Source organism: Actinotignum sp. usb-actsch-rep-73 (assembly GCF_059082735.1).
The window spans coordinates 13,875-40,786 of record NZ_JBHNPV010000013.1 but is presented as its reverse complement, the minus strand read 5'-3'; the positions used below and the strand labels follow the sequence as shown (position 1 = coordinate 40,786).

16 protein-coding genes, 1 other RNA gene, 1 pseudogene and 1 CRISPR repeat array are annotated in these 26,912 nt (G+C 55.2%); of the genes and pseudogenes, 11 read left to right on the top strand and 7 right to left on the bottom strand.

What is annotated here, in order from left to right:
• Window positions 1-30: 30 nt before the first annotated feature.
• Window positions 31-1,346: direct repeats of the CRISPR family, unit length 36 nt; unit sequence GCTGGGAATCAGTTACCAGAACTCTTGATATTCTTT.
• A gap of 49 nt (window positions 1,347-1,395) precedes the next feature.
• From cas2 to AC5RE1_RS00825, 4 genes are all read right to left on the bottom strand, one after another.
• A complete protein-coding gene (cas2, locus tag AC5RE1_RS00840) occupies window positions 1,396-1,716 on the bottom strand; it encodes a CRISPR-associated endonuclease Cas2 (protein WP_103632373.1) in 321 nt (106 codons plus the stop codon).
• Window positions 1,709-2,632, bottom strand: a complete 924-nt coding sequence (gene cas1 / locus AC5RE1_RS00835) for a type II CRISPR-associated endonuclease Cas1 (protein ID WP_103632374.1) — start codon at window positions 2,630-2,632, stop codon at window positions 1,709-1,711. Before cas1 ends, cas2 begins: the two co-directional genes overlap by 8 nt.
• A gap of 2 nt (window positions 2,633-2,634) precedes the next feature.
• Window positions 2,635-5,937, bottom strand: coding sequence for a type II CRISPR RNA-guided endonuclease Cas9 (cas9, locus tag AC5RE1_RS00830; RefSeq protein WP_179370245.1), 3,303 nt, complete (start codon window positions 5,935-5,937; stop codon window positions 2,635-2,637).
• A 260-nt stretch (window positions 5,938-6,197) separates the two neighbouring features.
• Window positions 6,198-7,988 carry a DEAD/DEAH box helicase gene (locus AC5RE1_RS00825; protein WP_464812903.1) on the bottom strand — a complete coding sequence of 597 codons (1,791 nt, stop codon included), beginning with the start codon at window positions 7,986-7,988 and terminating at the stop codon, window positions 6,198-6,200.
• A 305-nt stretch (window positions 7,989-8,293) separates the two neighbouring features.
• On the opposite strand from AC5RE1_RS00825, the gene AC5RE1_RS00820 reads away from it, so the two are divergent.
• The gene (locus AC5RE1_RS00820; protein WP_006680923.1) at window positions 8,294-8,923 is read left to right on the top strand and encodes a ferritin-like fold-containing protein; all 630 of its coding nucleotides are present in this window, start codon (window positions 8,294-8,296) and stop codon (window positions 8,921-8,923) included.
• Between the two features lie 80 nt (window positions 8,924-9,003).
• Here AC5RE1_RS00820 and AC5RE1_RS00815 read toward each other — a convergent pair whose 3' ends face one another.
• On the bottom strand, window positions 9,004-9,225 hold the full coding sequence (locus AC5RE1_RS00815; RefSeq protein ID WP_006680924.1) for a DUF3107 domain-containing protein: 222 nt from the start codon (window positions 9,223-9,225) through the stop codon (window positions 9,004-9,006).
• A gap of 94 nt (window positions 9,226-9,319) precedes the next feature.
• Between AC5RE1_RS00815 and AC5RE1_RS00810 the strand changes: the two genes are divergently transcribed.
• Both AC5RE1_RS00810 and AC5RE1_RS00805 read left to right on the top strand, forming a co-directional pair.
• A complete protein-coding gene (locus AC5RE1_RS00810; protein WP_179370247.1) occupies window positions 9,320-12,469 on the top strand; it encodes a PD-(D/E)XK nuclease family protein in 3,150 nt (1,049 codons plus the stop codon).
• 3 nt (window positions 12,470-12,472) lie between these two features.
• Window positions 12,473-15,940 carry an ATP-dependent DNA helicase gene (locus AC5RE1_RS00805; protein WP_179370248.1) on the top strand — a complete coding sequence of 1,156 codons (3,468 nt, stop codon included), beginning with the start codon at window positions 12,473-12,475 and terminating at the stop codon, window positions 15,938-15,940.
• 112 nt (window positions 15,941-16,052) lie between these two features.
• Here the strand turns inward: AC5RE1_RS00805 and AC5RE1_RS00800 are convergent, their stop codons facing one another.
• On the bottom strand, window positions 16,053-17,642 hold the full coding sequence (locus tag AC5RE1_RS00800) for a phosphotransferase (protein WP_218840500.1): 1,590 nt from the start codon (window positions 17,640-17,642) through the stop codon (window positions 16,053-16,055).
• A gap of 220 nt (window positions 17,643-17,862) precedes the next feature.
• Here AC5RE1_RS00800 and gdhA point away from each other — a divergent pair, with 220 nt between their 5' ends.
• The 8 genes from gdhA to AC5RE1_RS00760 all read left to right on the top strand — a co-directional run bounded on the left by gdhA (window position 17,863) and on the right by AC5RE1_RS00760 (window position 25,340).
• Window positions 17,863-19,224 (top strand): NADP-specific glutamate dehydrogenase, encoded by a 1,362-nt coding sequence (gene gdhA / locus AC5RE1_RS00795; RefSeq protein ID WP_179370250.1) that lies wholly within the window; start codon window positions 17,863-17,865, stop codon window positions 19,222-19,224.
• A gap of 125 nt (window positions 19,225-19,349) precedes the next feature.
• A complete protein-coding gene (prfB, locus tag AC5RE1_RS00790; RefSeq protein ID WP_179370251.1) occupies window positions 19,350-20,474 on the top strand; it encodes a peptide chain release factor 2 in 1,125 nt (374 codons plus the stop codon).
• A 253-nt stretch (window positions 20,475-20,727) separates the two neighbouring features.
• Window positions 20,728-21,417: a cell division ATP-binding protein FtsE gene (gene ftsE / locus AC5RE1_RS00785; protein ID WP_006680930.1), complete on the top strand. Its 690-nt coding sequence runs from the start codon at window positions 20,728-20,730 to the stop codon at window positions 21,415-21,417.
• Between the two features lie 2 nt (window positions 21,418-21,419).
• Window positions 21,420-22,334 (top strand): permease-like cell division protein FtsX, encoded by a 915-nt coding sequence (ftsX, locus tag AC5RE1_RS00780; RefSeq protein ID WP_006680931.1) that lies wholly within the window; start codon window positions 21,420-21,422, stop codon window positions 22,332-22,334.
• 2 nt (window positions 22,335-22,336) lie between these two features.
• A complete protein-coding gene (locus AC5RE1_RS00775; protein WP_103632382.1) occupies window positions 22,337-23,605 on the top strand; it encodes a peptidoglycan DD-metalloendopeptidase family protein in 1,269 nt (422 codons plus the stop codon).
• A 187-nt stretch (window positions 23,606-23,792) separates the two neighbouring features.
• Complete coding sequence (smpB, locus tag AC5RE1_RS00770) at window positions 23,793-24,323, top strand: SsrA-binding protein SmpB (RefSeq protein ID WP_179370252.1); 531 nt, start codon at window positions 23,793-23,795, stop codon at window positions 24,321-24,323.
• Between the two features lie 212 nt (window positions 24,324-24,535).
• Window positions 24,536-24,912, top strand: a transfer-messenger RNA (tmRNA) gene (gene ssrA, locus AC5RE1_RS00765).
• Between the two features lie 98 nt (window positions 24,913-25,010).
• Window positions 25,011-25,340 carry a hypothetical protein gene (locus tag AC5RE1_RS00760; protein ID WP_493938201.1) on the top strand — a complete coding sequence of 110 codons (330 nt, stop codon included), beginning with the start codon at window positions 25,011-25,013 and terminating at the stop codon, window positions 25,338-25,340.
• Between the two features lie 168 nt (window positions 25,341-25,508).
• On the opposite strand, the pseudogene AC5RE1_RS00755 reads toward AC5RE1_RS00760, so the two are convergent.
• A pseudogene (locus tag AC5RE1_RS00755) lies at window positions 25,509-26,447 on the bottom strand (recombinase family protein); the annotation flags it as partial.
• Between the last annotated feature and the right edge of the window lie 465 nt (window positions 26,448-26,912).

The following is a 26,912-nucleotide window of genomic DNA, read 5'->3' as shown; positions in this document are numbered from 1 at the left end:
TTAATAGCCACGAAAGGACGCATAGCGCTTGCTGGGAATCAGTTACCAGAACTCTTGATATTCTTTACGCTGGAAGTGATGGTTTGGGACATAGGCTGGGAATCAGTTACCAGAACTCTTGATATTCTTTCATCCCTAGGCGAACAAACGACGACCTCGCTGGGAATCAGTTACCAGAACTCTTGATATTCTTTAGCTCTACGGCGACTTTTTCGACGGCGGGCTGGGAATCAGTTACCAGAACTCTTGATATTCTTTGACGCCACGGACTCCGCCTTCGCGATCGGCTGGGAATCAGTTACCAGAACTCTTGATATTCTTTCCGGCCACGGCATGGCCTGCGTTTCCGGGCTGGGAATCAGTTACCAGAACTCTTGATATTCTTTTCGCTCATAGCCTCCAACAAGCGCGTGCGCTGGGAATCAGTTACCAGAACTCTTGATATTCTTTACCATTAATCGGCCCCGTCGAAGAAGTAGCTGGGAATCAGTTACCAGAACTCTTGATATTCTTTAATCCAACCGGCGACCGTATGACGCTCGGCTGGGAATCAGTTACCAGAACTCTTGATATTCTTTGACGCCGAAACCGACGCCCACACGCTCAGCTGGGAATCAGTTACCAGAACTCTTGATATTCTTTTCGGGGGTGCTTATGAGCACGCTCGACGGCTGGGAATCAGTTACCAGAACTCTTGATATTCTTTCCCGCCTGCGCCTGCAACGCCTTCCACGGCTGGGAATCAGTTACCAGAACTCTTGATATTCTTTCCCAGTACTCATTCCGCAACCTCGTGTGGCTGGGAATCAGTTACCAGAACTCTTGATATTCTTTTCACAGCTGACCCTTGACGCGTGGCGCGGCTGGGAATCAGTTACCAGAACTCTTGATATTCTTTCAAGGTCTGCCACTATCTGTTTAGCGCGGCTGGGAATCAGTTACCAGAACTCTTGATATTCTTTGCTTCGTCAGATGGCGGATCACATTCATGCTGGGAATCAGTTACCAGAACTCTTGATATTCTTTAACGACCTGCGCCGTCGCGCATTTGAAGGCTGGGAATCAGTTACCAGAACTCTTGATATTCTTTTCCAATATGCGGGAATAACGTTGACGCTGCTGGGAATCAGTTACCAGAACTCTTGATATTCTTTTTTTTGAGGATCGTCCATTTTTCGGCCGGCTGGGAATCAGTTACCAGAACTCTTGATATTCTTTTCGTCGGATACGTCCGCGCCAACGAAGTGCTGGGAATCAGTTACCAGAACTCTTGATATTCTTTTAAATACTTCGGTCTCGACACAGCCGAAGCTGGGAATCAGTTACCAGAACTCTTGATATTCTTTAGAGCCTGTGGTTTTCCGCAGAATAGCGCGGGAAAGTGCCTTTGAGGCGTCAGAAAATCATCAATTGTTCTGGCGCCTCATCTGCTACTTGCTCACGTGCGTTCTCAAAACAGTAAGCAGACGACCACTGGCGATCAGTCACGGCAAGCACCCGAACCTTCCCTCCCGTTGGCAAGGATCCCTTAATCGCTTTGATCGTCGTCATATCGATTCCGCCAGTCGGCCAATACTTTACGTACACACTGAACTGAACCATCAAAAAACCGCGATCAAGCAAGAATTTTCGAAAACGTGTTGCCTCACGACGCTGCGGAGCCGTTAAAACAGGCAAATCAAACATCGCAACACACCACATCGGAGAATCAGGCATTCTTGAGATCCGTATTCAACGCTGATGGCCCCTGCCACGAAGGAACCGGGAGTTTTTCAATATCTCCTTCGACATAACGCCCATACTGTTGGGCGAGATCTAATAAGACACGTGGAACACTTCCGGCATCATTGAACGTCTGCATTGCAGCTGCAACCAAGCGTTTCTTCACACTTCGATCCGAAGGAGTAGCATCTGCCGGAAGGAACATCGCAATCTCATCAATACATGGTCGAAATGGTTCAATCAGATCATCAACAAGGTTGAACATATTTGAACGCCCTCGATGGAAAACCCCATTCGCAGGTCCAAGACCAGCGGCAAGAACAGCTCGGATTCCATGGCCACGTAGGATCGCATATCCATAATCGAGGCAGGAATTGGGGCCAAATAATGCGCCGATTCCTGGTGTTCGTTTTCCGAGAGTGTCTGAAAACTTACTCCAATAGATGCGCGCTGCTTGCCCTTCAAGATTGCTAGGGTCACCCGAACGAACTTGGCCAGCGATGTGTTCTAATTCTTGCGCTCCAGGCCTATTGAGATTTCGCAGAACTGCTGCCTGCCCTTGAATCTTTGAGCGAACAATACGTCCCCAAGCATTTTTCCTGCGAGGCAGACTCAACTCGAGCTGTGCTTTGTGGCGTGCTCCAACACGAGTGTGCTCTGACCATGAAAAGGCTCCCGATTCTGGAACTCCGCGCCAGTCGCAGAACAATACAGCGATATCTTTGTCCGTTAATCGATGGATTACACCTGCAGAAAACGAGACCTTCATTCCGATCAGAACAACGGCAACATCAGCAACGGATACTCGTTGGCTCACGCCATCAGAATTAACGACAACAATGGCACCGTCGTCCGAGTGGATCTTCCCTTCAAAAGAGGTGAAGTCCAGTATCCGCCACTGGCTACTCATCCCTATTGCAACTTACTCGAAAGGGGAAGGGAACGGTGTGAAACTACTCGTGGTTTTCCGTGCGTATCACGTCGATACAGAAAAACATTCCCAATTTTCAGAAGTTTATCAATAGCAGGCCGCCAGCCTTTCGTTTCTACGATTTTAACGATGTCGTCTGGGGCGTCGTCAGCTAAGCCTTCGCTTGCGATGAGCAGTGGTTTCAAACCGAGTTTAGCTTTATCTGGGAACCCAGTAACCTCCCACCTCGTTGCCTGCGGGTAGGTTTCATTGAAGGTTCCGATCTGTCCTGTCGTGAATCCAGACGGATCAATCTTCAACTCGTCCCCGACAACTAGCCAGCCAATTTGCTCAGCTGTTCCATTAGCGAGGGCCTCCCTCAACTTCGGAACTGCCGTGCGCACGCTGATCGTGTTTGCTGGAAGTTCAACAGTCAATAGATCCTCCTTCTGGAAGCGCACCAGATCGCACTGATAGACACGCAACATCGCATACGTTGTATTCTTACCCGAGATACGGAAGATGCGAGCGTGATGGATCCCAGCTCCGATCTCGCAGTAGCCTCCACGAATAGCCAAATAAGCGGCTGCAGTCGGGAAAAAATCCACGGTTTCGTTCGGACCCAAACGCTTGTCGTGAAGACGAATAGTGCGCGAAGGATTCGCTGGCAAACCTTCCTTTGGATCGAAATCCGGATCTCGTGTCAGTGCTGTCCACAAAGCAGGAGTCGAGGCGCGGTCAATCAGCTCCACTGGCATCGCATCGCTGACAATGCGCTTATCGGATGCTTTAAAAGGCTTCACAGTGTCCTCGTGCATCGAACTAGAGCCAAGTCGAAGACGTTTGTTCTGGCAGATCGGGATGCGATCTTCTGCTAAGAAAACATTGAACAACTCAGAGGCACGAACCATTTCCTCGCACCAGTGTTCCCAACGCTTCCGTGCGGTATCACTTCCGCCGGTAAAGGACTTCCAGGTTTCCTGTTCACCTAGTACTCGCTGGGACTGGCGCATATTCATGCGTAGTGCAATAGTCTGAGCAATCCCGGGCTCCATCAAAGCAATCGTTAATGCATCCATCGCATGATGGCGCCGATCCAAACGCGTTTTACCCTTTCCGCCGATCAGATTAACTCGGCTCTCAAACCCAGATGCGCGACGTCCCTCTGCAGTTACAGCACCACGGAACACCCGAACCGTCACATCGTTTTCTGCTGAACGGTAGAAGCCCTCAATGCGATGACGTAGTTCGTTCGCCATCCACGCAACAGATTCCAGCGATCGACCATCGATCTCCGCATCAGCATGCTTCGTTTTCAGACGCAGACGAATCGCCTTCCTGAAGTCGTTCATTTCACGACCATTCATGCCGGGTTCAATCCTCATATCACTGACGCGCTTGTACGCTTCCTTCAGGCTGACTCCTGGTCGTTTAGTCTGTTCAGCCCAGACAGCGAAGGGAAGATTCGACTTCTGGTGATTGCACGCTCGGCAAACAGCAGCAAGGTTTTCACGAGTGTTTGTTGATGCAGCACCTTTTCGAGGAACAATGTGATCCATCTCAGCATCGGTATAGGTAATCGGCATGCCACAGTACAGGCATTGGCAATTCTGTCGTTGTAGAGCCAAATAACGCGTCAGCTCTGACCCACGAGGCTTTCCACCAATATCGAGACGCTCACGCATTTCAGCGAAGATTTTCTCGTTGCGATTACGGCGCGTTTGCAAAGAACGTTGATATTCGCGTGAAGCTTTTTCGCTACCGAGAGCGTCTCGGACATGCTCAATGTTGACCGATTCTGGAGTTCCCCACTGGTTTGTTGCAGCACTAATCCAACGCGCAACCTGCTTCAAAACACGATCAACGGCTGGGTTTCCAACAGGCTGTCCAATCGGCTCGGCTGGGGGAGTCCACGAATCATCCACCCCGAAGGCGATCTTACGAGCAGAGTGCAGATCGCACCCTTCGGACAGCATCGTATTGGTCAGTTTTTCCAACGAATCAACAGAGTAGGCTGCGCGACCACCAGGCAATTCAACTTTATCTAGAGCCTCTAGCTCTTCATCAGTGAAATCAGACAGGAACTCGCGCACGTCGTCATCAGCAAGCGACCCCTCGTCATCAGAGCCCACGTTGGACAGAGCGTTCACCATGGCACAGCGGTGATCGTAATCAGCATCTTTCCACCATGCGGAGAGCTTCTTCAGCTTTCCATTGAGAATCTTCTGCGATGTGACATCAAAAGGTGGTCGTGTACTGGGAGCAATCCCATCGAACCCCTCGGTGGCTGTTCCTTTCAGATGTGAACGCGGAATCTCAAGATTATCGGCGACCTCTTCCCATGTCGGAGCCTCAGTGAGACCAGCTTGATTCAGGAAATCAACAACAATCTCCGTCTCTTCTGGGGTTAGTGCACGAAGCTCTGTCCCTTCTTTGATACGTAGATTCTGGACGATGCTGACGATACGGAACTGCTGGAACGCAGGATGAGCTTTCTCTGCACGAAGCCCGTGTGCTCCCGGTAAAACATCTTTACCGACCCGCTTAGCGGCGCTTCCCTTCGGCGATTCGGCAGCAAAAACAAAGCCAATGATCTTCTTCAGGAGATCATTATCAAGCCCCTGAACGGTAGCAATACGCCGAAGCTCATTCGCGTTATCAGACTGCATGAGCTTGCCACCCAAGATTCCCTTTGGGCCACGCAACTTGCCTGTTTCAAACACATCAAGATAGACAGAGATGAGCTGCGCAGGAGTCTGATCGGCTGTTAAGGAAATACCTGTCTTTTCAGAAACCCGTTCAGCAAGAGCCTTCAACTGCTCGGAAGGATCCGCCTGAATGTGAAGAGACGAAATACGAGCATAGGGGCTACGCCACCCACGATGACGTGCCATATGGCGGAGCGCAATCGACAGTAGCTTGTCTTGTTCTGCTTTATCGTCAATGTGTTCCGTTGCAAGACGTGCACGAATTCGCCACGGAGAACGTGCGTCAGTAATAGTTGCGAGATCAACCAGTGGCCAGCCACATTCTTCAATGAAGGCGTCAAGCTCGTGTAGGCGCTTCTTGCGACGGCGGATGAGTCGACGCGTTCGTCTTGCTACCCCAGCTTCTGCCAAGCGAGTCGTCGCAGTCTTATTTCCACCAGGATCAATGCCTGAATCGTGCATATGCACCATTGAGTTCAAAAGCTGAATCGGCATACCCGATTCATCGACCTCAACCGCACAAAAACCAATGGAGTGTGTGCCTACGTCAATGCCAACACGGTAACGAAGCTGCTGAGAAGCGTCCTTGCAAAACATGTTTTTATAGTGACATAGACCATGTAGAAATGAAATTGCATTCGCGTCTTATTCAGGTATCAGCCCTCTCATCAGAGAAAACAGAGGGAACAAAAAGACCGGGCCACTCGAAAGAGTGACCCGGTGGAGCATTCAACGCCGCTAACGAGTCGGCGCTTACTGGGAATCAGTTAAGTGCCACTATACACGTGCGAGCCTCCCAATGGGAGCGTTTTACACAACCCAATGCTCAAGAAAGATGAGAGGCAAGAATGAATGCCTTATTCGGCGCTGCCACCCTTGTCCTTACGGCGGCGCACACGCTGACGCCGAGCCTTCGGCGCTGAGCCTTCAGTGCGCGGAGCCTGCGTGTGGTTGCCACGACCACGCCCCTTCGTGCCACGGTCAGAACGACCCTGCTGGCCCGCATGGAACTCGCGATCCCCGTCCTTTGAACGGCGATTACGTTCCGGTGAGTGCGACCGCCCCTTCGAACCGGATCCACCCTTGCTACCTCCGCGCCCCGAACCAGAGCGAGCACCCGAACGGCCTAAGCGGCCTCGTGAACCGTGAACGCCACGCGGTGAAGAACCACCCAAGTCCTCTAGGACCTCGGCGTTCAAGCCCGCAAGCTTACGCTGGGCGCGTGGCAGGCGACCCGTGGTTTCCGGTGCAATATCAAGGTCGGTGAACAGGTGGTCAGAGGTGTGGTAGGTCTCCAGCGGTTCTGGAACCCCCAAGCCCAACGCCTTCGAAATCAATGACCAACGTGGCGTATCATCCCAGTCCACGAACGTGACCGCGACGCCCGAATGTCCTGCGCGACCGGTACGGCCAATACGGTGGATATAAATCTTCTCGTCTTCGGGGCACTGGTAGTTAATGACGTGGGTGACGTCGTCAACGTCGATGCCTCGTGCAGCAACGTCGGTGGCAACGAGCACGTCCACCTTGCCATTACGGAAAGCACGCAGAGCCTGCTCACGAGCACCCTGACCCAAGTCACCGTGCAACGAACCAACTGCGAAACCACGCTCCGTCAGATCCTCGCCAAGGCGGGCAGCAGTGCGCTTCGTGCGACAGAAAATGATCGAACGGCCACGGCCCTCAGACTGGAGGATTCGCGCGACAACCTCGACCTTATCCATTGCGTGAACACGGTAAATCACCTGCTTGACGGAGTTCACGGTCTGGTTCTGATCCTCGGGATCTTGAGCGCGAATGTGCGTCGGCTGTTCCATGAACTTACGAGCCAAAGCCACAACCGGGCCGGGCATGGTTGCCGAGAACAGCATCGTGTGGCGGTTCGCGGGAGTGCGTGCAAGCAACGTCTCAACGTCGGGCAGGAAGCCCAGGTCGAGCATCTCGTCGGCCTCATCCAAAACGACCGTCTCGGCACCGTTCAGATGCAGAACACCCTTTCGGAGCAGGTCAATCAGACGACCGGGCGTGCCCACAACAATGTCCGCGCCCTTTTTCAACGCCTCGATCTGAGGTTCGAACGCGACACCACCGTAAATTTCCACGATGCGTGTCGACAGGTAGGCGGCAGCCTCGCGCAGGTCAGTGGCCACCTGCTTCGTCAGCTCGCGTGTCGGCAGGATGATCAGAGCCTGAGGCATGTTCGGGTTCAGCAATTCGTCATAGCCCTCTTCATCAGGAGCAATAACGTCTTCCAGAACCGGAATACCGAAACCGAGCGTCTTGCCCGTACCCGTCTTCGCCTGACCAATAATGTCGTGGCGATCAAGAGCCGGCGGAAGCGTCAGCGCCTGAATGGGGAACGGGTGCGTGATTCCCTTATCTTCCAGCGCGTCAACGATCGGGTCGGTCACGCCAAAATCAGCGAAGGACTTGTGCTCAAGATCCTCGTCGCCCGTGTCCACAACGTCCGGCGTTGCTTCGGGTTCAACAGCGACCGGAACAATAGTGCCTAGGCGGACAACGCCTGCGGAGTATTCAACGGTTTTCGGCTTGCTTGCCTCCTGCACGTCAGCTACTTGAGTGAATGCGGTGGCCTCGTCATTTTTTTCAACGGGCACATCGGTGCCCTGGGTATTCGTGGAAGTCACGATCTGCCTTCTCTCCCGGAAACGCCGGGGTGGGGGTAGCAGCCGATCGCGCATTATCGAGGCGCCAAGCGCGCGCAAAAACGTGGTATTCAAAGCGACCGGTCAGCTATGGTCACTCCCATTGTACGTTGGCATCTCAGTTTTCAGCCCGAGGATATGGTCACACTACATTCACGAGGCCACCCCGACCGCCCGGGTGCGCACGTTCAGTATGCGCACGGGGTGGGGAAAGGGCGCAGGTTGCGTGGACATCCGTCTTCGCGATTGAGATATCGGGGGAGTGCAGACGAGGCTAGGCTGAGAACATGGCTACTGAAAACGGTGCGGTTGAAGCCGCAGATATTGAAGTAATCGGTCTGCTCGCGTTCACGGCACTCGCCGCAATGACGCGACTGTCAAAGGACGGCGATCAAGCGCCGACCATCGAAGCCCATATCGAGCATGCGCGTATGTCCGCACGGGCTTTTGAACTCTTCACCCAGCTTGAAGCCTGGTGTACGAACCGTGACATCGACCTGCCTGCAGCAGCTGGGCAGTACAACGGTCTCTACGACGATCTGGATGCTCGCACACGCCCGACAACATGGTTCGAACGCTCAGTGAAAACCTACGTGACCATGGGAATCATCTCTGACCTGCTCGGCGAAATCGCTAGCCGGCACGAACTCTTCATCGAAGAAGCCGGAAACTGGGATGTCACGCAGGGGGAGTGGGTTCGTGACAATATCGCTCCGCTGATCTCCGCAGACGAGCAACTCGGCGCCCGCCTGTCCTTGTGGGCGCGACGCGTCGCAGGTGAAGCATTCGCTCTAGTGCGCGCAACACTGTTTACGCACCCCGCCCTTGGCCAAGACCCCGACACTGTTGATGCGATCGTCGCATTCGTCACCAAGCGTCACGGTGAACGTATGGAGCAGATTCATCTGAAGGCCTAACAGCGTCAACTCTCAGCCTGACACACCTGAACGCTCTTCTGCGAGCTGCGGAAGAGCGTTCAGTGTATGAAGACCGGGCTTCAGATCATGAAGCCAACGCGCCGCTTGGGCTCGTCGGCAATCTGCACGAAAGTCAGCGCGTGTCCGGGCACAAGATAACGAGCGCCCTCGGCGTCCGTCAGATCCAGAAGAGAGTCGCCTGTGAGCGCTTGAGCGACCTTTGCAGTCAGCTCATCAGCGGTCAGATCCAACTCAAGATGCAGTTCACGAGTGCTTTCGCGAACGCCGACGATGATATTCATACCCACTCCTTCACTCAATGAGTGATCTGTTTTTCGAACCTGACTTTAATGCTATGCACATTGGTTTCTACATGCCTCCTGAGATGATTACCCTATGAGCGAAATAAACGTACAGATTGCTACGCGCCCGCATGGATGGGCGGATATTCCGCCGCTGAATCATGCTCAGAAACAGGCATGCGATTCAGCGGAAATGCATTCTCTTATCGTTCGTGGTGCGCCAGGTTCGGGGCGGTCGACATGTGCGTTAGAAGTCTTCCGCCGTGCAATTGAAAAAGGCGAAGATGCCGTCATCATTGTTCCTGACCGCGTTCGTGCGCAGATCATGACCCCTCGGGCTCAGTTTTTTGCTCCCCGTACTCTTCGACCTGTTCGTACCCTGTCAGCTTTCGCGTATCGGATTGTGAATCAGTGGCGCGTTGAACGTCAAGAACCCCTGGGTGGCATTGAGCTTGTCACCGGCGCAATGCAGGATCAGCTGATCCAAGATCTACTAGAATCAGCTGATATTGCATGGCCGGACTCAATCTCGCAGGAAATGCGCGGAATGTCTGCTTTCCGCGATGAACTCAGGGATCTGTTTTCGCGCGCGGGTGAAGCCGGAATGGACGGTATCGCGCTCAGTCGCGCCGGTCATGACTTTGATAAACCCCAGTGGGTCGCAGCCGGTGAACTGCTCCGACGCTACCTTGAACAACCTCAATTCGCTCTTGAGTATCAGGGCACACTGGCGGTTGACATTTCTCGTATCCAAGCCCTGGCAGCAGATGTTCTTGGACAGTGGCAGGACAAAGCTGCTTCTCTGGGTATCACGGGCAAACGGCCACTTCCTGACCTCGTCATCGTCGACGACCTGCAGGACTGTACGGCATCCACGATCACTCTGCTCGCCCAACTGCATCAGCTGGGTAGTCGTATTGTCGCTTTTGCTGACTCAGATGTTGCCGTCGCTACGTACCGTGGTGGTGAGCCCCATTTGGACGGTCGCCTTGAAAAGACGCTCCATCTGAATTCTCATGAGCTGGGTGACGTGTACACAACCGCGCCCGTTCTGCGTGAACGCTACAAGGTGATCGCCCAGGGCATTGCGCATTCGGACAACAATCCTCGGCGTCAATGCGGGGTTGCTCCGCAGGCTCAGAAGCTCGACGGCAAGGTAATCACCCACGTTGGTGGCTCATACGCGCAGCTTGGTGCACACGTATCGCATGCCCTGCGTGCCCACTTCTTGCACGACAAGATTGCGTGGGAGGATCAGGTCGTCATCGTCAGATCAGAGGCCCTCGCTGAAGAAACTCGTCGCTATTTACGTCGCGGTGGAATCCCAGTTACCTCGCACTCTACTGCCTTCGATTTCCGGAGTATTGCAACAACTCGCATTCTTCTTGAGCTGATGAGTTCTCACCCGCAGGCGCGTGGCGATGAATGTGCAGAGGCTCTTATTTATTCGCCACTGATCCAATGCGATGGGATGAAACTCTATTCGCTTCTTCAACGGGTCAGCGCATGGATGGGTGCAAGCGTCCAGGATGCTCCGCTGGTTACGGCTTCCACGTTGATGAGCCAGCCGGATCTTTTGACGAACGAGGACATCGGTTTTGTTCCGCCGGAATTGCAACGCGCGGCGCAGATGTGGGGCATTTCAACGGATCAAGAACAGCGTCCACGTCAGCTTCTATGGACGCTGTGGGATGCGGCAAATGTTGGTGACGACTGGAAAGAGCGCGCTCTAGCCAATGATCAGGACTCATCGTGGTACGACGACCAGCTGGACGCTGTTCTCTCCCTGATGCGCGTGGCAGACGTCTGGGAGCAACGTAACCCTGATGGGAACGCCCGCGATTTCGCAAAAGAACTGCTTGATCACACTGTCCCCATCGATACGATCAGTCGCGTTGCAGTACGGCCTGACGGTGTCCGTGTGATTACTCCGGCACAAGCGATGGGTCGCCATTGGAGCGTAGTCGTCCTCATGGGGTTGCAAGACGGTGTGTGGCCAAATACGCGCCTGCGCACACGCGCGATGCGTGGTGACCTGCTGGCGGATGTTGCTTTAGGTAGGACAGGTGACGGCGCGAATGGGCGTGTTCTTCTCGATGAACCTCAGGTGGCGCGCAGAGCTGTCCTTGATGACGAACGTCGTCTGCTGGCAGCCGCAGTTTCTCGATGTTCAACATATCTGCATCTTGGTGTTGTCGTCGCTGAAGACTATGCGCCTTCACGCTTTTACGCGATTCTTGTGAATCCTGAAGGCCAAGAGGGCGGTGACATAGCAGTTCCGACTCCGGCACCTGCTCCTTTGAACCTCGAAGGTCAGATCGCTGAACTCCGTCGTGCTGCATCTGCGCCCGATGAAAGCGAAGACGAAGCGACGGCAGCATCTCTTCTTGCTCTTTTGGCTCGAGAAGGCATTTCCTCGGCGGACCCCGATGAATGGACTGGTGAAGGTCCGCTGACTTCCCAGCAACGCATTGCCTCTCAACGCGTTGTTCTTTCTCCGTCGCGTATCGAAGCGATGATGGATTGTCCTCTTCGCTGGTTCTTCTCGTCTATCGGTGCGCAGCCTCGTGCCACGAATGCTCAATCAGTTGGGCAAATAATCCACGAGCTTGCTGAAGTCTTCCCTCGCGGGAGCACAGAAGAACTCCAATCCCACCTGCTCCAGGAGCTAGAAAGAATCGATATCGATATGCAGACCTGGGGCGGAATTGAGTTTAAAGATGCCGCCCTCGACAAGGTTGAGCATCTTGCTGAATACCTCGCGCAATGTCCGCACGACATTGAGATTGCTACCGAACGGGCGATCGAAGTCGACATGGATGGCGTCACGATCCGTGGACGCCTGGATCGCCTTGAGGTTGACCCCGATGGTCGCGTTCACATTGTTGACTTTAAAACAGGAAAAGTTGCGACCAAACAAGAAGCAAAAGATCACGCTCAGCTGGCGATCTATCAGATTGCTCTCGCTCAGATGATCGCAAACGGTGCAGACCTAGGGCTTGACCGTCAGGCCAGTGAAGTCAACGGTGCCAAGCTGGTCTTTCTGGCAAAGAAACTGCAAGAGCGCACGCAAAGCGTTCTTGACGAAGACGAAAAATGCGCCTGGCATGCCGTTATTCAAAGCGCAGGAGAAATCGCGCGTGGCATTCGCTTGCAGGCGAAACCAGATAATACGAAGTGCTCACGGTGCGTGTTTGCGCGCTCATGTCCTGCACAAGACAGCGGTCGAAGGACGGTGGACTGAACAATGACACAGCATGTCTATAGCGCTGAAGAGATCCAGCGACTGATTAACCCCAAAATCCATCCGACCCCAGAGCAAATTAAAGTCATCGAATCACCTCTACACCCGCTGCTGGTCGTTGCTGGCGCGGGTTCGGGCAAAACGGAAACGATGGCAATGCGCGTTCTCTGGGCGGTTGCCAACGAACCGGACATCACAGCGTCGCGTGTTCTGGGCCTGACTTTCACAAAGAAAGCCGCAGGTGAACTGAAAGATCGTCTACGTTCACGATTGAAGAAACTCAGCATTGGCATCGGAGCTTCCGAAAAGGAAAAGATCAGCAACGATGATGATTCTTCTGCGAAAACAAAGATGATCGACCCGCATGAAGAACCGACATCAATGACCTACAACGCCTTCGCGGGGCAGATTGTCAGCGAACACGGTTTACGGATCGGCTTGAATCCTGACGTCACAATGCTCAGCCAAGCTGGTTCGGTTCAGCTGATGACAGACATCATGACGAATTGGCCGAAACGCCTCGATGAGAACATCACGATTTCGTCTGCGGTCACGACGGCGTTGAGCCTCAACGGACAGTTGGGGGAGCATGGACTCAGCATCGAACAAGCTCGCGAACAGTTGGGACAATTCGGAGCGGAACTCACCGAAGTCGGCGATTCTAACGAAGATGCGCGTAAGGTGCAGGCGCGTAACCAGCTTCGTATCGCCCTCCTTGATCCCATTGCCCAGTTCCAACGCCGTAAGCGTGAACTCGGAGTCATGGATTTTTCAGACCAGCTGATCCTGGCCACTCGAATCGTGAATACCGTGCCCGATGTTGTTCAACAGATTCGTAAAGAATATGGGCTTGTTCTGCTCGATGAATTCCAGGACACCTCTGTCATCCAGATGGAACTCCTGTCAACGCTCTTCAAAGACCAGGCGGTGACTGCCGTCGGCGACCCGAACCAAGCAATCTACGGCTGGAGAGGTGCTTCGGCATCCTCGCTAGAATCATTCATGGAACGTTTCTGTTCTGAAGAACCCAAGCCGGAACAGACTCTGACGCTATCAACCGCGTGGCGTAACGATCGTCAGATCCTTGTATGCGCCAACGAAGTGGCAAAACCGCTTCGCTCACATTCGCATGCTGCAACGTCTCCGGTCCTCGTCGAATCTACATTGGCAACTGAAGGCGATGTTGAAATTGCCTATGAAGCTGATCGCGATGCTCAGATCGCGCACGTTGTTGACTACGTGCAACGCCTTCGCAATACCCATCGGAGTGAGTGGAAGATCGGCATTCTCTGTCGCAAGAAGAGCCACTTTCTTCCCATTGACCGCGCACTTCGCGAGCATGGCATTCCCACCCAAGTTCTCGGGCTCGGCGGACTGCTGGAACAACCGGTTGTTGCTGACCTGCGTGCAGCCCTCGAGATTACGAACTCAGTAGATGCATCTCCTGCCCTGTTGAGACTCCTTGTTCGTGAAGATATCGGAGCGTCCGACCTGCGTTTGCTGGGGCAGTGGGCAAGCCGTCTGAACCGTAAGAGCAGAGGAACTCCGTATGAGGGCGTGCTTCTGTCAGCCGTTGATTCTCCTCCGGAAGTGGGATGGACGTCTACGAATCGTCAAGCGGGATCGTCACAATCCGATTCCGTTGCAGAGAGTGCCAACGATGCTCCTCAAGAATCGGATGCGCAGACGGAGGCGCTTGATGGTCCATCGTTCTCTGAAGGTGGATATCGTCGCGTTCTTCGCCTCGGAGAGCGCCTGCGAAAACTACGCTCGTTGCGTGGGCATGGGCTGGTTGAACTCGCAGAACGAGCAAGCCAGATCATGGGGATCCTCGATGATGCGATCGCCGACCCGCTGGGTTCAGGTGCTAGGGAATCGCTCGATGCCTTTATCGACCAGATTGCAGAATACGAATCAAGCGTTGATAACCCCACTCTTGCTGGTCTTGTCGAATGGCTGAACGTTGCAGAAAGCGATCCGGCAGGGCTCAAAGGCGTTGACGTTCAACCGGACCCGTCCGCAGTGCAGATCCTGACAGTGCACGGATCCAAAGGCCTGGAATGGGATAGCGTCATTGTCTTTGGAATGTCCGATACAATTTTCCCCTCGCACCGTAGCAAGAGCGTGTATTGGCGGGACGAGCCTCCAGCCCAAACCGGCTGGGTCATGGCTCCTGAAGAACTCCCGCATCCGTTGCGAGGTGACTATGGCGACCTCCCACCTTTCACCATTGATGTTTCTAACGGACGCACCCCATCCGCAGGATTCTCAAAGTGGTTAAAGACCGTGTATGGGCCGGAACTTGGTGCACACGTAGAAAGGGAAGAACGTCGTCTGGCATACGTGGCAATGACACGAGCACGCCACACGCAACTCCTCATCGGCTCGTGGCTGGATGAGAGCAAAACCCTACGAAACCCTTCCCGCTACCTCATGGCATCACGGCATGCGATGATCGAAGACTTCGAACAGACCTTGGCGACAGGGCAAGTCGTGTGGGCAAACGGAAACGTGGATGTCAAAGACGGCAACGAGTTGCAGGAACTTCAAAAACGAATCGACGGCTTAAACGACGTCATTCCCGAAGCTCCAACATCGGAGTCGTTTGCGCAAGACAGTGAGGAAGACACCATCTACTTCCCCTTCGAAATTGGTCCATCACGTCAAGCGGTCGCCAAAGGAGCCCAGCGCGTGCGACAAGCTCAAGCAGAGCTGAAAACGGACGCCGACGTCTTCGAACTGCTCGACGCCTTGGGTGAATCTCAGCGCGTTAAAGACGTGACAGCGCTCATTGAGGAACATCGACTTGCATCAAGCAAAGAAACCATGGTGATCCACCAGGATCATATTCCGGCAACCTCGGTTTCAAAGATGCTCGAAGACATCGACGCGTTTGCTCTGGATATGCGCAGACCCATGCCCGCTCAACCCAGCGACAGCGCAACGCTTGGAACGATTTTCCACGCGTGGGTTGAACGACAACTGCATCTTGCCAGCCCAGAAGAACGCGATGAGCCCGTTGCTGGGATCGAGACCCTTGATGATCACGAACGCGCCCGATTGCGACACATGCAGGACAACTTCGTCGAGCTTCCCATCGTCAAAACGGGCACACCGATCGCCATCGAAGAAGCATTCAGCGTCAAGGTCGCTGATATTTCAGTCAATGGCAGGATCGACGCTGTCTTCGAAGATAAACACGGTAAAACAATCATCGTCGACTGGAAGACGGGGCGGGCTCCACACAGGAACACGAAGAAGGAAACACTGCGTTACTACGCGACTCAGCTCCGCCTCTACCGGCTGGCCTGGTCGCAACTCACCGGGCTCGCGGAAGAATCAATCACTCCGATGCTTGCCTTCGTGGACGCTAACACAACTGTTTCCCTTGATGATCTGGTGAAACTAGGTGGTGCAGGCCTCGAAGAAAGCCTAGAAGACGAAGTGAAAAGGACCTTGAAGCGGGCCTAGGCGCAAAATACAGTTCGTGCCCACACGACAGTTCGTGCCCACACGGACACCGCGTGGGCACGAACAAATGCGCCAAATATGCTTCGCCGGAACTTGCTTCAGTCTCTGGCCATTACTCCTGATCCAAGAAGTGCAGGCGCTCAGTCGGAGCCTCGTTCACATCGGTAGAAGCGCGTAAGACGGACGAAGGCGAGGGAGCCGAAGACGTGGAAGCCGAATCGGATTCTGACTGAGAACCGGACTGTTGCGGATCGTCATCATCTGCGCGGTCATCATCCACGCGCTTATTGGCATCGTCGTAGTCCGCAAGCAACGTTTCAACGTCGTGCCCGTGACGCCCATGACGCCCAAACCTGGTGAAAAGTGATGCTGGCAAACCAAATCGTGTTGCAAGACTCGCCTTTTCTTCGGGCGCGTCCTGATCACAATCAGCATCGACTTCAGAGTAAGAGTTATCGTCGGCACAACGATCCGGGGCTGCGTAGTCGCCGGAGTCCAAGTAATCGCCAGAATCTGAAAGATTGGCGGCGTCGAGGCGGCCTGCTACGGCGTTGAAATCAATGACCTCAGTCTTCTGGTTCGCAAGCTCCGCGCCAGCAAAGGACGACGTGGAGAAAGCTGGTGCCCGGCGCGAAGAAGAAGCAGAATCGGAGGCAGAGGAGACGGAAGGCGACGGCACGGAAGCAGAAGATGCAGGCGACGGGGCGGAAGGTGCGGTAGTGCCAGAATCAGAAGCCTGAGAATCCTGCGTCTGAGCAACATGCGCATGCGGGCGTTCAACGATTTGCGCGTCCCCTAGATCTGTTGAAAGCTCACTGAGCATGTGGCGCGCGTCAGAAATGATGCTTCGGTCTTCCGCGTGCAAGCCGTGAACCAGCCAGCGCACAATAGCAAGCTCAGACAACAGTTGCGCACGAGTAAATAACTGCAGATCAGCAACCGTTCGTTCCTGAGAATATGCGGCGCGGAAACGCTCCAAGAAAGCATCCGATGCAGACGCAAGAACCCACGCGATGTCCTGAGCGGGATCGCCGACGTGCGCAGAAGTGAAGCCAGTCATCGCGCGAACAATGCCAGCTTCGACGATGACGGAATTGCCTTGAATATCGCCGTGGATCGGGGCTGCGGGGAAGCGCCACAATGACAGATCCTCAAGGGCTGCTTCCCAACGGTTCCAGAGGTTCGCGGGAATCAGGACCTGAGACGCCACCTCGTCAAGCATCGCCAGATGGCGTTCGCGACATTCAGAGACGGAGTATGCGGGCAGGTTAATGCCGGTGTAAATGACCGGAGGAAGGTTGTGAAGTGTTGCAAGGGCTTTACCGAGCGAAGCGGGAAGAAGGTTCGGATTGTCGAAGTCGTCGTCGCTCATCGGGTGCCCGCCAAGGTCTTGGTGGACGATGACACGATCACCTTCAGGGGTCAGGGTTGTGCCGTGGATTCGCGGGACATCGAAGGGGATTTTCTTCGCGTCTTTTGCTTTCGCCAGCCGGGTGAGGACGCCTGACTGAGCGTCCAAATCGAGTCCGCCGACGCTGGAGTGCGGGCAGGTGACGGTCCATTTATTGCCGGCTGAATCGATGATGCCGGTGACGGAAAGAACCTCGTCGGCAAATTGTGGTTCGCGCAGACCCGCAACGGAAAGTCCGGGGACAGCGGCGGTCGCTAGGGCAGCAAGTTCAAGCGGAGTTTTCGGGCGCATCACAGTTTAACGGTACATGGGTGTGTGCCTGAAGCGATGGTGCGGCTTGCGCTTCGTCAGGTTTTTGTGGTCGACGAGGCCGGCCTCGCCGATGATTTGGCTGAATGCCGTAGTGAGTGGCCGGTTCGGGAAGAGGTTCAAAGTATGTGATCTTTCTTGAAAGGGTCAATATGTGGAAAGGGATGGTCAAGTATGTGTAATACATGCCCATAATTAGGGCATGAGCACACTTGACATGAATCGTTTGTCCGACACTCTTCGACCTGTTTACGAGGCCGTTGTTGCCCGCGACCCGGGGCAGCCCGAATTCCACCAGGCCGTCTACGAGGTCCTGCTGACGATTGCTCCGCTTGCCGAACGCAAGCCTGAATACGCTGACCTTGAGATCTTCAAGCGCGTTGTCGAACCGGAACGCCAGATCATGTTCCGTGTCCCTTGGATGGACGACAATGGCAAGATCCAGGTGAACCGTGGCTACCGCGTTGAGTTCAACTCCGCGATCGGCCCGTACAAGGGCGGTCTGCGCTTCCACCCGTCCGTCAACCTGTCGATCATTAAGTTCCTTGGCTTCGAACAGGTCTTCAAGAACTCCCTGACCGGCCTGCCGATTGGTGGTGGCAAAGGTGGCTCTGACTTCGACCCGAAGGGCAAGTCCGATGCTGAGGTCATGCGTTTCTGCCAGTCCTTCATGACTGAGCTCTACCGCCACATCGGTCCCGACACCGACGTTCCCGCAGGTGACATCGGTGTTGGTGGCCGCGAGATCGGCTACCTCTTCGGCCAGTACAAGCGCATCACCAACCGTTACGATGCGGGTGTCCTGACGGGCAAGGGTCTGAACTGGGGCGGTTCCTTCGCGCGTACCGAAGCGACCGGCTACGGCTTGGTCTACTTTGCCGAGGAAATGCTGAAGTCGAAGGGCACCTCGTTCGACGGCAAGAAGGTCGTCGTTTCCGGCTCTGGGAACGTTGCCATCTACGCGACTGAAAAGGCTCAGCAGCTGGGCGCGACTGTCATCGCCGTCTCGGACTCCTCCGGCTACGTGGTGGATGAGGCTGGCATCGACGTTGCACTTTTGAAGAACATCAAGGAAGTTCAACGAGGCCGCGTTTCCGACTATGCCAGCGAACGTTCTTCAGCGCGATTTGTTTCGGGCGGCTCCATCTGGGATCTGCCGTGTGACGTCGCTCTGCCGTGTGCAACTCAGAACGAACTCCCCGTTGAGGCCGCGAACACCCTGATTAAGAACGGCGTCCAGCTGGTCGCCGAGGGCGCAAACATGCCGACCACCCCGGAAGCGATTGAAGCCCTGCAGTCCGCGGGTGTTGCCTACGCTCCCGGCAAGGCGTCGAACGCGGGTGGTGTTGCCACCTCCGCTCTGGAAATGCAACAGAACTCGGGTCGTACGCAGTGGGCGTTCGAGGAAACCGACGCGAAGCTTCACCAGATCATGGTGAACATCCACGCACACTCGGTTGCAACTGCCGAAGAATACGGTGTGGCCGGAGACTATGTTGCTGGCGCAAACCTTGCAGGCTTCCTGAAGGTTGCTGACTCGATGGTTGATTTTGGTCTGATCTGATCAGCCGTATTGTGAGCATCTGAACGCTTCAAACCCTGCCCGGTGGCGGTGTGTAGGTTGAACCTCATACCGCTACTGGGCAGTGGTGTATCTACCAGATGCTCTGAATCGACTAGTGTAGTGGCGTGGCTACAGAATTTTCAGAAGAGATCCAGAACCTGCGTACGACTATGGAGAACGTCCTCGCGGTCGTCCAACCCGATAAGCTCCGTAGCCAAATTGAAGACCTCGAGAAGCAGGCAACGGCCCCCGATTTGTGGGATGACCCGTCACACGCCCAGGAAGTGACCTCGGCCCTCAGCCATCGTCAAAGCGAACTCGATCGCGTGACCAAGATGGTGGATCGCATCGATGATCTTGAAGCCATGGTTGAAATGGCAGGTGAAGATCCTGAAGAATCCGCAGAGATCCTGGAAGAAGCCGACGGAGATCTTGCCACGTTGAAGGCCGATATCTCCGACCTCGAAATTCGTACCCTGCTTGATGGTGAGTACGACGAGCGCAATGCTGTCATCACGATCCGCTCCGGCGCAGGTGGTGTTGACGCCGCTGACTTCGCAGAGATTCTGCTTCGTATGTACCTGCGTTGGGCAGAACGCCACGGCTACCCGACCAAGGTGATGGATACGTCTTACGCCGAAGAAGCTGGCTTGAAGTCGGCAACTTTCGAAGTCCAGGCTCCCTACGCCTACGGCACCCTCTCAGTTGAAGCAGGCACTCACCGTCTGGTCCGAGTCAGCCCCTTCGACAATCAGGGACGTCGCCAGACCTCCTTCGCGGCAGTCGAAGTTATCCCGCTGATCGAATCCACCGACCATATCGAAATTCCGGAAAACGAACTGAAGATCGACGTCTTCCGCTCGTCCGGCCCCGGTGGTCAGTCCGTGAACACGACCGACTCCGCTGTTCGTATGACGCACATTCCAACCGGCATTGTCGTGTCGATGCAGGACGAAAAGTCGCAGATTCAGAACCGAGCGGCCGCTCTTCGAGTCCTCCAATCCCGACTTCTTGTCCTTCGCCATGAAGAAGAACAGGCGAAGAAGAAGGAACTCGCCGGTGATGTGAAGGCATCGTGGGGTGACCAGATGCGTTCCTACGTTCTCCAGCCCTACACGATGGTGAAAGACCTTCGTACCCAGTTCGAATCCGGTAGCCCGCAGAACGTTTTCGATGGTGACATTGACGGCTTCATTAACGCAGGCATCCGCTGGCGCAAGAACCAAGCGAACGAACAGGCAGAGGCCTGACCTGATCCGATCCCGAGTCAGGGAAAAGAAGCGAACGCTGGTCGGCCTCGTCGATCACGGTCGACATACTGCACTGAAGCGTAAGCTCGCGCCACGGCGAAGCAGTTGGCGTAGAAAACGCTGAAAGTATCGCCCTCGTCACCTTTTTAACAGGTGGCGGGGACGGAACTGAATCCGGCGCGTGTCGCTTCAGCCCGCGTTAGAAAACCTTGCCTAGTCTGATTGAGACCATAACCTTCAATTGGACGGCCTAATGATTCGATTTGATGACGTAACCATGGTGTACACCGCAGGTGCGAAGCCTGCGCTCGACCATGTGTCTTTGGAAGTTGAACGGGGAGAATTCGTATTCCTTGTCGGTAAGTCCGGCTCGGGCAAATCCACCTTCCTTCAGCTTGTGATGCGCGAAATTAAAGCAACCTCCGGTCACGTGTGGGTCCTCGGCAAAGAGGTCTCCAAGCTCCGTAACTGGGCGGTGCCAGGACTTCGCCGTCAAGTCGGAACCGTCTTCCAGGACTTCCGCTTGCTCCCATCAAAGACCGTGTACGAAAACGTCGCGCTCGCAATGCAGGTGATTGGTAAGCCGAAGCACGCTATTAAGACCGCCGTCCCAGAAGCACTGGCGTTGGTCGATCTGGCAGGTAAGGAAAACCGCCTGCCCCACGAACTCTCCGGTGGTGAAGAACAGCGCGTCGCAATCGCACGCGCAATGGTGAACCGTCCCGAACTGCTACTGGCGGATGAGCCCACCGGTAACCTCGACCCCGATACCTCGCTTGGCATCATGCGTCTTCTGGACCGTATTAACCGCCAGGGGACCACGGTTGTCATGGCAACCCACGACGCCGACATCGTGAACCAGATGCGCAAGCGCGTCATCGAGCTACAAGGCGGTCACGTCATCCGAGACCAGTCGCGTGGCGTCTACGGGGCGGTGAACTAACCATGAAGCTTCGTTTTATTCTCTCTGAAGTCGGCAAGGGACTGGCGCGCAACCGTGCAATGTCCGTCGCCGTCATCATCGTCACCTACGTTTCCCTCCTATTCGTCGGTGTTGCTGGCCTATCGCAGATGCAGGTCATGCAGATGAAATCGCAGTGGTACGACAAGATTGAGGTCTCGATCTACATGTGCGCCACCGACGATGCAACGCCGTCCTGTAACGCAACGGAAGCGACCGAGGCTCAGATCAGCGCCGTTCGTGACAAGCTCAATTCCGCGGAAATGTCGCAGTACGTGAAGAACGTATACGAAGAATCCAAGGAAGAAGCGTACGAAAACTACTTGAAGCTCTACGGTGATTCCACGATCAGCGAATGGACAACGGTAGACATGATGCCCGTTTCCTTCCGCGTGAAGCTCGTTGACCCCGAGCAGTACTCAATCATCAAGGAAGAATTCTCCGGTGCTGCCGGTGTTTCCCAGGTGAAAGACCAGCGCGAAATTATCGAGCCACTGTTCAACGTCATTGACGCTGCACGCCTGATGGCCCTCGGCCTGGGTGGTGTCATGATTATCGCGGCCATCCTGCTGATTTCGACCACGATCCGCCTGTCGGCAATGAGTCGCGAGACGGAAACACAAATTATGCGTTACGTCGGTGCCTCGAACCTGTTCATCCAAGCACCCTTCATGATCGAAGGTGCGCTTGCCGCAATCGCCGGCGCAATCCTGGCAGTGGGAACACTGTTCGCCGGCGTTCACTTCCTTGTCCAAGGCTGGTTGGCTCCGTCATTCAGCTGGACCAGCTTTATCGGCGCCACCCAAGTGTGGATTATGACGCCGATCCTTATCCTCGCAGCGGTTGCGTTGGCACTGATCGCGTCCGCAGTTTCCTTGGCTAAATACACGAAGGTCTGATCATGAAGAAGTCGATTCGTCTTCACGTTCCTGTTGCAGTTGCATGGAGCGCATCGATTGGTGCGCTGTGCATGTACAGCTTCATTCCCGCGAATGCTGACGAGCGAGATGATGCTGTGAGCAAACAGGATGCCGCGGCTCAGCAAGTTTCTAATCTCAAGACTGAGATTGAGGGTATTGATGCGACACTCTCGCAGCTCTTCTACGACCTTGAAGCAGCAAACGCGCAGATTCCTGCTGCTCAGAAAGCGCTGGAGGCCACTCAGGCGAAGCGCGATGCTGCGAATCGTGAACACGAAGTCGCAATGGGACAACTTCAGGTCGCTCAAGCGAAGAAAGCTGAGATTGACGAAGAGGTCCACGCTTCCTCGTCACGCCAAGAGGAAGCCAACAAGGCGATCGGTCACTTGGCTCGCTCCATGTACCAGGACGGCACTAGTTCTGCAGTCCTGCTTGCCCTGACGAAGAGTGGAACCGAGTCAATTGACGATCGAGCATCAGCAGCTGACGCCATGGCCCGTTCTCAAGCCCAAGCGCTCAACGCTGCGATGGAAATGAAAGCGACCCAACGTAGCCAAGCAAGTCGCCAGCAAGCAATCTCTGACCGCGTGGCAGCACTTGAAGCTCAAGCTCAGAAGGCCCTTGATGACGCTGCGGCGGCAGAAGCTGAAGCCCAAGCGGGCGTTGATGCCCTAGAAAAAGCCAAAGCTGACGCTCAAGTGAAGCAAGCGGAGTGGGACTCCAAGAAGTCCGAAGTGAACCAACAGCTGGCTCAGGCACAGGCTGACTATGATGCTCAGACCGCGAAGATTCAAGAGATCGATGCGGCTAACAGGGCTGCAAACAGGATCTACTCGTCGGCGAATGCGAGCGGTTTCCATAACCCGGTTCAAGACAGCTCGATGATTATTACGTCGCCCTTCGGCTGGCGTATGCACCCTGTGCTCGGCTATCAGAAGTACCACTCGGGCGTTGACCTCGCTGCGCAGTGCGGTGAGCCCGTCTACGCGATGACATCCGGCGTTGTTCTGGATGTTTCAAGCAGTATCTCTGCCGGCAACTACGTGGACGTGAACCACGGAATGCTCGGCGGTAACTCCGTGATCACCGAATACCTGCACATGCAACGCATCTATGTTTCGCCCGGACAGTCGGTTAGTGCCGGAACAGTGCTTGGCGAGGTCGGCATGACCGGCTATGCCACCGGTTGCCACCTGCACTTCGGTGTTCTGCAGAACGGCGTGAACGTTGACCCGATGGGGTACTTGTAAGCCAATGCGACTCGCTGATCTGATGATTGGCTGAGTCAGAAGGCGGGGACAAGCTCAGCTTGTCCCCGCCTTCCATTGATACTGGCATTTTACGAGGCGTGAGCAAGACCCCCGCCCTCGGAGGCGTTAGAATTAACGCCTTGAGTGGCGGGGCGTGGCCTCGTCAATCAAAGAAAGGAGGTGCACGATGCCGAAAGACTGGAAGAAGCCGAAGCTGACCGAAGGCGAGAAGCGCAAAGCTGCATCGGACGCGAAGAAGACGATCGCGCGGAACAAGAAGGCGCGCCACGACTATCTGATCGAAGATACGTGGGAAGCCGGTCTTGTCCTGTCGGGTACCGAAGTGAAAGCTCTGCGGATGGGGCGCGCGTCGCTGATCGACTCGTGGGTTGAGGTCAAAGACGGCGAAGCATGGCTGTACGGCGCGAACATTCCGATGTACGCGCAGGGCTCCTGGAACAATCATGCGCCAACGCGGAAGCGAAAGCTGCTACTGCACGCCTCAGAAATTGAGCGGATCGCCCAGAAGGTGCAGGCCAAGGGCTACACGGTCGTCCCACTGGAGCTCTACTTCATCGGCGGTCGCGCCAAAGTTGAGATCGCGCTGGCCAAAGGCAAGCAGGAATGGGACAAGCGCCAGTCTTTGCGCGAGGCGCAGGATAAGCGTGAAGCTGAACGCGCGATGCGCGCCTACACGAAGCGACCGAACTACAAGTAGCGTACAGGTAGCGGGTGCCAGCTTCGTGCGTGGTGCGCTTTCTGCTGAAACCTTGCGTTTGCTGGCATTACGCTAGCTGTTGAAACTTCGCCTAAGCGGGGTTATTCTTGGATGTCTGGCCGAACGGTTGGAAACGGTTCTTCGATAAGTCTTACGATTTCGTTGAAGAGCCAACCCGGCAGTCTGTTTGCCGGTGAGTGAAGAACTCAATAGGGGATGATCGGTTTCGACGGCGGTCGTCGATCGAGGGGAAGCGGGCCGAGAATGTGCGCTCAACTCGTTAACGCTGCGTGCAAACCAATAGGTGCCGAACAGAACCGCACCGACTACGTTCTCGCCGCCTGATATCGCCGCGTGAACCTTTAGTCCGTCAGCCCAGGTGGTGCCCTCAGCCTGGTGTCTGGCGTCATTCAGGGGGCCACTGGGTGCGCGCCATGTCGGTGGGCGCGCTCCGACACTTCATCGACTGAGCTTCGCTGACAGCAGGCCTGCATGACGTCACAAGCTAAGAAATCAATAGCAGGATGCGCCCGGAGAAGACCTCGGGGCCGGCCGTCGGACGGGGGTTCGATTCCCCCCATCTCCACCTGAGGGGGAAGTGTCGAACTCTCGCTTTCGAGCGAAGGTTCGCACTTCCCCCGCTCTGTTTCCTGTGGTGAGCGCCTCTTCGAGGTCCTCGAACTCGATGTGACCCGCGCTGTCGTAGAAGTACGACGCGATGACGATCTGCTCACGCCCGATAAACACCTTGTCTACGAAGTACTCAAAGAGCTGCTCGCGGGTCTCGGGAGTGTCGATAGTTGCCTCAGCGAACCTCTTGTAGAACGCGCCGATGGAGGTCTCGTCCTCGTAGAGCGTCGCCTTGACGTGCTCGGCCTGGATCGCAGCGTCCAGCTCCTGCTTCTGAGTTTCGAGCGCGTTCATCGCCTCAGCCGTGCTCGCATTGAAGATGCCCTGAGAGATGGCCTTGACGAAGTTCGCGAGCTTGGCCTCCACGTCGCTACGGCGCGCCTCTAGCGCCTTGAGGATCTCATCCCCGCGCCCGTGCGTGCGCTGGTAATGGTCAGCGAGGTCTACAGCCAGGGAGGCGAGCATCTCGGGATCAGCGAGGAAGGAAGCGACGATCTCCTCGACGCGTGCTTCGATCTCGTCCTTACGCACAGGCTTCGCCGAGCACTTCTTCTTGCGCTGGTTCAAGCAGTAGTAATACCGATGGATCTTCCCGGTCTTGGAGGTGCCAGACACGCCCTCCATCGGAGCGCCGCATGTCAGGCAGTAGGCATGGCCGGTGAGCCAGTAGTCCGGTGCGTCATCGCCCAAGGCGCTCAGCTCAGCCTTCGTCTTCGCGCCACGACGCTTGTTGATGGCGAAGCGGCGCTGAACCTGCTCAAAGGTCTTGTCTTCGACCAAGCGCGGCATTCCATCCTCGATGAGGTGCTCACCATAGGAGTACTCACCGACGTAGGCGCGATTCTTGAGCAGCTTGTTGAGATTCTTCGGTGAGAACCGATACCCGCGCGTCGTCCTCACGCCCTGAGCATTGAGACGATCCGCAATCTTCTGCATGGAGACACCGGCAGCGTAATCGTCGAAGATCTGACTCACGATGGGAGCGGTCTCAGGGTCAGGGATGTAGTGCTTGTCCTCGTCCACAGTGAAGCCGAAGATCCGGTGTCCGTTTGAGAGGGCTCGCTCGGCGTTATAGCGCTGACCTCGCCTGATATTCGCGCTCAACTGGCGCGAGTAGTACTCGGCGAACGCGTCAGCCACCCCCTCCATGAGCACGGAGTCGGGGGAGTCATTAGGAGAGATGCCCTCGATGTAATGAAGCTTGGCTCCCACAGAGCGAATTGTTTGCTTCACCAGCAGCAGCTCGGCGCGGTCTCGGGCGAGCCTATCGTTCTTCCAGACGGCGACGTAGGCGGGCCTGATTTTCTTCAGATCCCGCAACATCAACTGATAACCAGGCCGGTCAGCGTTGGTTCCAGTCTTGGCCGCATCCTCATACTCGGCAACGACGGTGAGACCCTGCGAGGAGGCCCACCGATGGACCATCTCTCGCTGCTGGTCGATCGACGCCTCGTTCTGAGAGGACGACGAGTACCTGTAATACGCGACGACCATTGAGTTGTCGTTGTACTGAGGTTGGCCCCGCATCTCATCGCCTCCTCGGACTCTCGATTGTGCTCGTACATGAGCAAGTTTACCGAGGAAGCCACCGAGACTCGCTGACATCGCCCCCGTCACGCTCGTTGAAGAGCACAGGGAGGTGGGGAGGGGTGGGCAAGGCAAGTAACACTTGTAACACTTGGCGTAACGCTTCTTTCTGAACAAGTGTTACACCTGAGGCTTAGCGTTTTTCCTGGTCAGTGAGGATTTCTCGCCTGAGCGAGAGCAGTTGTAACACTTGTAACACTTCTTTTTGACTTTCCTACACGCGCACACATGCGCGTGCGCGCGCGTACGCGTGAGAGTTCATTTTAAGTGTTACAAGTGTTACAAGGTCTTTTTTTGCGCCGTTTTGCCTGGTAAACCAGCATAACCACTTGTAACACTTCTTGTAACACTTCTCTCCAGCAAGTGTTACAA

What these genes read in the sequence shown, in the direction of transcription:
- cas2 (WP_103632373.1), bottom strand. Translation starts at nt 1,716, where the DNA reads ATGCCTGATTCTCCGATGTGGTGTGTTGCGATGTTTGATTTGCCTGTT.
- cas1 (WP_103632374.1), bottom strand. Translation starts at nt 2,632, where the DNA reads ATGAGTAGCCAGTGGCGGATACTGGACTTCACCTCTTTTGAAGGGAAG.
- cas9 (WP_179370245.1), bottom strand. Translation starts at nt 5,937, where the DNA reads ATGTTTTGCAAGGACGCTTCTCAGCAGCTTCGTTACCGTGTTGGCATT.
- AC5RE1_RS00820 (WP_006680923.1), top strand. Translation starts at nt 8,294, where the DNA reads ATGGCTACTGAAAACGGTGCGGTTGAAGCCGCAGATATTGAAGTAATC.
- AC5RE1_RS00815 (WP_006680924.1), bottom strand. Translation starts at nt 9,225, where the DNA reads ATGAATATCATCGTCGGCGTTCGCGAAAGCACTCGTGAACTGCATCTT.
- AC5RE1_RS00810 (WP_179370247.1), top strand. Translation starts at nt 9,320, where the DNA reads ATGAGCGAAATAAACGTACAGATTGCTACGCGCCCGCATGGATGGGCG.
- AC5RE1_RS00805 (WP_179370248.1), top strand. Translation starts at nt 12,473, where the DNA reads ATGACACAGCATGTCTATAGCGCTGAAGAGATCCAGCGACTGATTAAC.
- AC5RE1_RS00800 (WP_218840500.1), bottom strand. Translation starts at nt 17,642, where the DNA reads ATGCGCCCGAAAACTCCGCTTGAACTTGCTGCCCTAGCGACCGCCGCT.
- gdhA (WP_179370250.1), top strand. Translation starts at nt 17,863, where the DNA reads ATGAGCACACTTGACATGAATCGTTTGTCCGACACTCTTCGACCTGTT.
- ftsE (WP_006680930.1), top strand. Translation starts at nt 20,728, where the DNA reads ATGATTCGATTTGATGACGTAACCATGGTGTACACCGCAGGTGCGAAG.
- ftsX (WP_006680931.1), top strand. Translation starts at nt 21,420, where the DNA reads ATGAAGCTTCGTTTTATTCTCTCTGAAGTCGGCAAGGGACTGGCGCGC.
- AC5RE1_RS00775 (WP_103632382.1), top strand. Translation starts at nt 22,337, where the DNA reads ATGAAGAAGTCGATTCGTCTTCACGTTCCTGTTGCAGTTGCATGGAGC.
- smpB (WP_179370252.1), top strand. Translation starts at nt 23,793, where the DNA reads ATGCCGAAAGACTGGAAGAAGCCGAAGCTGACCGAAGGCGAGAAGCGC.